Here is a 7397-nt window from a genome sequence, read left to right as displayed (position 1 = left end):
CGCCGCCCCCCCCCCCCCCCACCCCCCCACCACCCCCCCCCCCCCCCTCCCCTCCCTCCCCCCCCCCCTCCCCCCCCCCCCCCCCCGCGGCTCTTTCGCGTGCCGTCAAGCGCGCTCCCCCGTGCCCGGGGTGACGCTCATGGGGTGAGGGGCGGCCGCGAGTCCCCGGTTCCGCCGCGAGGACCGCCCGGCTCGTTCTCACGGATCACCTCGCCCTGGACGACCTTGCCGTCCGGGCGGTACGTACGGGCCTGCTGGAAGGCGCCGCCGAGGCCGCCGGGAACGGCGCCGCGCATCGTGCGGTCCAGCGTCTTCTGCGCGTACCGGCCGACCACCGTGCGGACGGGCGGCAGGAGCAGCAGCAGACCCAGTACGTCCGAGATCAGGCCCGGCAGCATCAGCAGCAGACCACCGAGCATCAGCAGACCGTTTCCGGTGCTCTTGGGGTCCTGGGCGGGCGCGAGTCCCGACTGCTGCCGCTGGAGCGTCTCGGTGAGGGAGCGGAAGGCGCGCCGGCCCGCCTTCTTGACCACCGCCGCACCGAGGACGACGCCCGCGACGAGCAGGCCGAGCACGGCGAAGCCGCCGGCCGCGCCGGCGACGAGGGTGAGCAACCAGATCTCGAGCACCAGCCATGCGGCGACGCCGAGGGGAACGAGGGTGCGGGCGCGTGAGCGCTTGCGGGCGGGCGAGGGGGCGGTGGGGCCGGTCGTCATGCTCCCAGTGTGCCCGCCGGTCCGCCGGGGCGGCGTAAAGAGGTGATCAGGCGGACGGCTTGGAGGAACCCCTGCCGAGCAGACGGTTCGCCCGCGCGGTGATGCCCCAGCCGGTGACCCGCCACAGCGCCTCGACGAGGATGTCCCGGCTCATCTTGGAGTCGCCGTGCTCGCGCTCGACGAAGGTGATCGGCACCTCCACCACATGGAATCCGGCGCCGACGGCTCGGCGGGCCAGGTCCACCTGGAAGCAGTAGCCGGCCGAGGCCACGTCGTCGAGACCGAGGCCCTCCAGGGTCTCGGCGCGGAAGGCGCGGTAGCCGCCGGTGACGTCGCGGATCGGGACGTCGAGCAGGATCCGCGAGTAGAGGCTGCCGCCCCGGGAGATGAACTGGCGGGACTTGGGCCAGTTGACGGTCCGGCCGCCGGGCACCCAGCGGGAGCCGAGGACGAGGTCGGCGCCCTTGAGGGCGGTGAGCAGCCGGGGCAGCTCCTCGGGCTGGTGGGAGCCGTCGGCGTCCATCTCGACGAGGACGCCGTAGTCGTTCTCGATGCCCCAGCGGAAGCCGGCCAGGTAGGCCGCGCCGAGACCTTCCTTGCCCTTGCGGTGCAGGACGTGGACGTGGTCGTCCTCGGCCGCCAGCTCGTCGGCCAGCTTGCCCGTGCCGTCGGGGCTGTTGTCGTCGGCGACGAGGATGTGGGCATCGGGAACGGCCTTGCGCACCCGGGCGACGACGGGCTTGATGTTCTCGGCCTCGTTGTAGGTGGGGATGATCACCAAGGCTCTGCCGAGCGGGCCGTATCGCCTCTGGCCACCGTCGTTCACTACTGCCCCTTTGACGTCCGTACGCAGAAGCCCACCATAGCGAGCCTCCGGGGCGGCGCCGCGGCGGCACGGTGTTCGGGCGCCGTGCGGACGGATCTGGCGCCGTGCGGCGGAACTGCGGATCGGGGCCCGGTGTCCTTCGGGCCGACCTGGGACCCGCTGGCTGCGGGTCGACCGAGAGCCGTTGTCTACTGAACGTCCGGGCCCCACCCGGGTCGCATCCTTCCCGAGCTCCTGAGGGAGCAGGGGGGACCCCCATCCGGAAGAAACCTTCCCTCGCCCCCGAGGCGCGGGCGCTGAACCTGGCTCCCGGTGATGGTGCGCCGGTGCGGCACACCACCCCATGACCCAGCGGCGTTCGACGACTGCGTGGAAGCTCGACCGGTCGGACGTCCTGTGGTGGACTCGGCCGAACCTACCGGCCCCTGGCGCCTCGCTGTCAACAGTCGTACGACCTGCGGTGATGATCCATACCGCCTGGTCAGCGGGGAGGTTCCGGAGTGCGTGGAGGAGCCGTGCGGGCATCGATCGGCGGTACGAAATGCCCCTATGTCATGCGTTCGGCCGCACGAAAACCGTTTGCCCGGAGACCACCGTGCGCAGACAGACGGGGAGTTCGCCGCCGGGGGTGAGGTCCGGCAGGCCGGGCGTTCCGGAGCGGGGGTCGGTCGACCAGCGGGCCACCCGGTCGTCCGGCGCCTGGACGACCAGTTCGTCGGCGCTCCAGAGTGCGTAGTCGGCCGGGGCGCCGGGCACGAGGACGCCCGCGTCGTCGCGGCCGATGGCCCGCCAGCCGCCACGGGTGTGGGCGGTGAAGGCGGCACGCACCGAGATCCGGTGCTCGGGTGTGCGGTGGAAGGCGGCGGCGCGGACGGTTCCCCAAGGATCCAGCGGCGTCACGGGGCTGTCCGAGCCGAAGGCGAGCGGGACGCCGGTACGCAGCAGGGCCGCGTACGGGTTGAGCGTGCGGGCCCGCTCGACGCCGAGGCGCTCGGCGTACATGCCCTCGTCGCCGCCCCAGGCCGCGTCGAAGGCGGGCTGCACGGAGGCGGTGAGGCCGAGTTCGGCGAAGGCGGCGATGGTCTCGGGAGTGAGCATCTCGGCGTGCTCGACGCGGTGCCGGGCGGCCCGGACGCGGGCGAGGCCGAGCTTCTCGGCGGCGGCGCGGATGCCGTCGACGACGGCGGTGACGGCGGCGTCGCCGATGGCGTGGAAGCCGGCCTGGAGGCCCGCCTCGGTGCAGGCGACGACATGGGCGGCGACGGCGGCCGCGTCGAGGTGCGCCGCGCCGGTGTGGGCCGCGTCGGCGTAGGGCTCATGGAGGCAGGCGGTGTGCGAGCCGAGGGAGCCGTCGGCGAAGAGGTCTCCGGCCGCGCCCAGGGCGCCGAGGGCACGGGCGCGGGTGACGTCGAGATCGGCCCAGTAGCCCACGACGCGGGGCCCCGCCTCCTGGGTGGCTGTCTTCAACAGTCCGGTGAAGTCGTCCTCGGAGGAGATGTCGGGACCGCCGCACTCGTGGATCGTTCCGATGCCGAGGGAGGCGGCGTGCCGCAGGGCGGCGCGCTGGGCGTCGGTCCGCTGCTGGGGCGAGAGCGCGGCGTAGGCGGCGGCGCGGACGGCGTGGTGGGCGTCGCCGGTGAGGGGTTCGCCGTCGCGGTAGCCGGAGGTGGAGCGGATGTCCGGCACGAGGTCGAGCAGGGCGGTGGTGGCGACGGCCGAGTGGACGTCGACGCGGGTGAGGTAGAGGGGCCGGCCGCCGGTGAGTTCGTCCAGTTCGTCGCGCCTCGGCGGGCGCCCCTCCGGCCAGCGGGAGGCGTCCCAGCCGTGCCCGATGAGGATCCGGTCGGCGGGGCGGGCGGTGGCGTAGGCGCGGATGCGCTCCGCCGCCTCTGCGAGCGACGCGGCGCCGGTGAGGTCGAGGCCGGTGAGGGCCAGACCGGTGGCGGTGGTGTGGACGTGGGCGTCCACGAAGGCGGGAGTGACCAGGGCGCCTTCGAGGTCGATGACCTCGTCCACACCGGAGGCGAACGCGTCGGCGGCGCCCTCGGAGCCCACCCAGGCGACATGGCCGCGTTCCACCACCATGGCGGTGGCGAAGGGGTCGGCGGGGCTGTGGACGTCTCCACCGCGCAGCAGCACGGTGCGGTGTTCGCTCTCGGTCATGGTGACCAGCCTAGATTCGCGGCGGCCGGGCTTCGTACGGGGTCGAGAGGACGACCGTCGTGCGGCTGGAGACTCCGGCCTGGGTGCGGATCCGGGTGAGCAGGTGTTCCAGCTCGAGCGGGGTGGCGACACGGACCTTGAGGATGTAGTTCTCCTCGCCGGCGACGCTGTGGCAGGCCTCGATCTCGGGGATGTCGGCGAGCCGGTCCGGGGTGTCGTCGGGGGCGCTGGGGTCGAACGGCTTCACCGAGATGAAGGCGGTCAGGGGCAGGCCGACGGCCTCGGGGTCGACGACCGCGGCGTAGCCCCGGATCACCCCGCGCTGCTCCAGCCTGCGTACGCGCTGATGAACCGCCGACGTGGACAGGCCCGTGGCCTTGCCCAGGTCGGTGTAGCTCATGCGCCCGTCCTTGACGAGCAATTCAACGATCTGACGATCCAGCTCCTCCATGCCGATCAACCTATTGCCCCGGAGGGGAAACGGCACAGTCACAGACGAGCCGGAACGGGCATCTGCGGGGCATCTGCGACGGGCATGTGACGAAGACCACAGGCATGGGACCGCAGTCGGCCGTGACCTCACGGTTATCCGGCGCGCGCGAAGGGAAGTGCTTGCTTTGGTCGAGGCCACGAGTGCCTGATCGGCCCACCCGAGGGGGAGATTCCCATGCAGAGCGTGAAGCGCACCGGACGTACTGAACCGGAGCCTGTCAGTTCCGTCGACACCGAAGAGTCCGACGAACTCGACGCGTACGACACTTTTGAGATGTTCCGGGTCATCTGCCCGGACTGCGCCCAGCCGATCGCGCTGCTGGCGGACGAGGACCGGCTCCCCGAGCACGCGCTGTGCCCGACGCCGTGGAACCCGTTCGTCCTGACGGTCTGTGCCGGCACGGGCCGCGCCGCCTCGGACGCGCGTCCGGCGGACGAGACGCTCGAGGTCCTCGAGCAGGACACGGCGCTGCTGCTGACGCTCCCCCAGGGACTCGACTGGCGGACGCAGCCCTTCTCGCACGTCGGCGGTCCGGGCTCGCGTCCCCTCAGGGTGCCGCCGATGCGGCGCGCGGCCTGAGCCCTCGCCCTACCAGTACGTTCCCCGCACCATGGCGGCCAGCTCGGCATGGTGCAGGATCATCGTGTCCGGGTTCTCCGGCACGCTCACCTCGTTGAAGTGGACCTGGCGGTAGGCCACGCGCAGCATCACGATGGCGTGCCGCAGGGCCGCGTAGAGGGTGTAGAAATCCATGTCGCGCGGGGTGTGCCCGGTGAGTTCCGCGTATCTGCGCTCCACCTGTTCGCGGCGGAGGAAGTCGGGCAGGCCCGGCTGTCCGAAGCCGACGGTCAGGTCCTGGAAGAAGCGGTGCAGATAGACGGTCCAGCCGAGGTCCACCTCGCGCGGGGCTAGTGCCGCCATCTCCCAGTCGAGCACGGCGGCGGGCTCGAAGCCGTCGTAGATGATGTTGCCGATGCGGGCGTCGCCCCAGTTGAGGACGGCGGTGCCCTCGTCGGCGGGCCACAGGGTCTCCAGCCGGTCGAAGGCGCTCTCGATGAGCGGTGAGCGCGGCAGTCCGTCGACGACCCAGGCGTAGTAGTCGCGTTGTGCCCGGACATGGCGGCGCAGCGCACTGCCCTCGACGGGTCCGGCCGGGTACTGGTCGTGCAGCCGGGCTATCAGGGAGAGGGTGGCCTCTTCCAGGGCGGCCCGTTCGGCGTCGGTGGCGGCGTGGAGCCAGTTCCCCTCGTACGTGTAGGGCATGACGTCGGGCGGTACGCGGCCCTCCACCCGTTCCATGAGGAAGAAGGGCGCGCCGAGGGGGGCGGGGTCCTCCTCCAGCCAGAGCACGCGCGGCACGGGCAGGTCCGTGTGTCTGGCGACGTCGCGCATCGTCGTGTACTGGGTCCGCAGATCGTAGACGGGGAAGATCGTGTACGCCTCGGGGTCGGCGGCGAGGCGCAACGCGCAGGCGCGTACGGGCGGTTCGGGGTGGTCGATGTCGAAGAGCAGGGTCTCGCTGGACATGCCGTTGGACTCGGGGACCCTCAGACCCGAGACCTTCGCGCCGGGCAGACGGTGCTCCAGCCAGACGGTCAGCCGGCGGGCCAGTTCCTCGGGGTCGCGGGTGGAGGTGCGGGGACGGGGGGCCGTGGCCATTCTCGGTTGCCTCGCTCGTCTGGTCGGCGTCAGTCGGCGGTGGACGTGTAGTCCTTGAAGCCGCTCGGGTCGTGGCGGCCGAAGGAACCGTGCTCGAAGATCCCGTGTCCGGTCCGGCCGTCGAGCGTGAAGCGGGCGGCGTGGTCGGTGACGCCGAAGGCGGCCATCGGGTGGGCGGCCGGGTCGGAGAGGTCGTAGACGCGGCGGTCGCTCCAGCCGCGGCCCTGCCAGGTGCCGTGCTGCCAGTCGGTGGCGGGCGGGTAGCCGGCGCCCACGGCGAGCGGGGAGGAGGCGAGGATGTCGACGCCGATCTCCAGGGGCGCGCCGCTCTGGTCGGTGAGGTGGATGACGGCGCGCTCGGGGTCGCGGGAGCCGGGCCGGTAGGTGATGTCGGTGCGGGGCCAGCCGAGTTGGGTGTCGCGCTGCCCGTTGCGTACGAGAACGGCTTCGTTGAGGGTCCGGTAGCCGTCGGCGTCCTCCTGGGCGATCACCATCAGGAACCGGTCCTCGAAACGCATGGGGATCCAGAGCCAGTGGAATCCCTCGGGGCGGAACTCCTCGGCGCGGCCCGGCTCTTCGCCGGGGATGGGGCGCACGCCCCAGCTGCGGTCGCGGGTGCCGGTCCACTCCCCCGGCGTCACGGGTATCTCCTCGCCGCCCACCCGGATGACGCCGGTGCAGCTGCCGGCCTGGACGAAGCGGCGCCCTTCGAGGGTGAGGCGGTCGCCCCGGCGCTGGGTGTGGTGGGGTTCCCAGACGGCCGGGAAGGCTGCGGCCCAGGTGACGTCGTACGCGAGGGAGTCCGGGTCGTCCGGGTCGGCGTCGCAGTGCAGGGTGAGCCTCTTCAGGGGCTCGTCGACGGTGATGCGCAGCGGGCCGACGGAGAGGTCGAGCCGGTCGTCGCCGAGCGCGTCGGACGCGCGGACGGCGTGCAGCCGGTCCCCGACACGGAGGGTGGCGTAGGCGTCGATGACGCCCGTGTTGGGGTAGACCCCGAGGCCGGCGATGAGCAGGGCGCGGCCGCTGTGGTCGAAGACATGGAAGATGCAGCGGTCGTAGGCGTTGCGGTCGCCGCTGACGTGGTGCTTCATCGACAGCGGTGCCTGGTGCACAGGGTACTCGTCGAGGGCGATCGGTCGGTCGTCCAGCACGCCTGCCTCCTGCTCGGAAAGGGAAGTTGACGGTACGTCAGAAACCCTTCGGGAGGCCATACTCGCGTGCGCGGATCATCCACAGGGGGCGCGGGGCACCGGGAGGTGTGCGACCGGGTAGGCAGCGAACTGGCGCTCGAATGCGCCGGGGGGTGACCCGGGCGCGGCGGGTCACGTTGGGCCCGGCATGAAAACGCTCTACTCCACGGGCGGCCACGGCCGGCGGCGCCTGACGACGCCCGGCTTCGAAGAATCGGTTCCGCAGCCGCCCGATCCGCCGATCTACCAGGTCATGCTCCACCAGTGGGCCAGCGACGGCAGAACACTGCCGGGCCGCCGCGATCCGGAGTGGAACCGGCTCACGACGGCCCCCGCCTGGGCGGACCGGG

General features: G+C 72.3%; 7 protein-coding genes. 1 reads left to right on the top strand and 6 read right to left on the bottom strand.

The features are described 5' to 3' along the window. Nucleotides 1-137: 137 nt before the first annotated feature. The 4 genes from fxsA to ACZ5VC_RS28835 all read right to left on the bottom strand — a co-directional run bounded on the left by fxsA (nt 138) and on the right by ACZ5VC_RS28835 (nt 4156). Entirely contained in the window at nt 138-716 is a 579-nt protein-coding gene (gene fxsA / locus ACZ5VC_RS28850) for an FxsA family membrane protein (RefSeq protein WP_469122909.1), read from the bottom strand. Between the two features lie 46 nt (nt 717-762). Then, the gene (locus ACZ5VC_RS28845) at nt 763-1542 is read right to left on the bottom strand and encodes a polyprenol monophosphomannose synthase (RefSeq protein WP_469122908.1); all 780 of its coding nucleotides are present in this window, start codon (nt 1540-1542) and stop codon (nt 763-765) included. A gap of 552 nt (nt 1543-2094) precedes the next feature. Further along, complete coding sequence (locus ACZ5VC_RS28840; RefSeq protein WP_469122907.1) at nt 2095-3705, bottom strand: amidohydrolase; 1611 nt, start codon at nt 3703-3705, stop codon at nt 2095-2097. 10 nt (nt 3706-3715) lie between these two features. Continuing rightward, nucleotides 3716-4156 (bottom strand): Lrp/AsnC family transcriptional regulator, encoded by a 441-nt coding sequence (locus ACZ5VC_RS28835; RefSeq protein ID WP_393649683.1) that lies wholly within the window; start codon nt 4154-4156, stop codon nt 3716-3718. 216 nt (nt 4157-4372) lie between these two features. Here ACZ5VC_RS28835 and ACZ5VC_RS28830 point away from each other — a divergent pair, with 216 nt between their 5' ends. Further along, nucleotides 4373-4777 carry a hypothetical protein gene (locus ACZ5VC_RS28830; protein ID WP_469122906.1) on the top strand — a complete coding sequence of 135 codons (405 nt, stop codon included), beginning with the start codon at nt 4373-4375 and terminating at the stop codon, nt 4775-4777. A 9-nt stretch (nt 4778-4786) separates the two neighbouring features. Here the strand turns inward: ACZ5VC_RS28830 and ACZ5VC_RS28825 are convergent, their stop codons facing one another. Further along, nucleotides 4787-5857, bottom strand: a complete 1071-nt coding sequence (locus ACZ5VC_RS28825; RefSeq protein WP_469122905.1) for a phosphotransferase family protein — start codon at nt 5855-5857, stop codon at nt 4787-4789. A gap of 29 nt (nt 5858-5886) precedes the next feature. Beyond that, on the bottom strand, nt 5887-7005 hold the full coding sequence (locus tag ACZ5VC_RS28820) for an Rv3169 family protein (protein ID WP_469122955.1): 1119 nt from the start codon (nt 7003-7005) through the stop codon (nt 5887-5889). Nucleotides 7006-7397: the final 392 nt, after the last annotated feature.

The organism is Streptomyces sp. NPDC033174, from assembly GCF_055577795.1.
Note: the sequence above shows the minus strand (reverse complement) of the source record. Positions and strands in the feature narration are given on the sequence as shown.

Bases quoted from the DNA above. Each gene is read 5' to 3' on its own strand.
- ACZ5VC_RS28835 (WP_393649683.1), bottom strand. From the start codon at position 4,156: ATGGAGGAGCTGGATCGTCAGATCGTTGAATTGCTCGTCAAGGACGGG.
- ACZ5VC_RS28830 (WP_469122906.1), top strand. From the start codon at position 4,373: ATGCAGAGCGTGAAGCGCACCGGACGTACTGAACCGGAGCCTGTCAGT.
- fxsA (WP_469122909.1), bottom strand. From the start codon at position 716: ATGACGACCGGCCCCACCGCCCCCTCGCCCGCCCGCAAGCGCTCACGC.
- ACZ5VC_RS28825 (WP_469122905.1), bottom strand. From the start codon at position 5,857: ATGGCCACGGCCCCCCGTCCCCGCACCTCCACCCGCGACCCCGAGGAA.
- ACZ5VC_RS28840 (WP_469122907.1), bottom strand. From the start codon at position 3,705: ATGACCGAGAGCGAACACCGCACCGTGCTGCTGCGCGGTGGAGACGTC.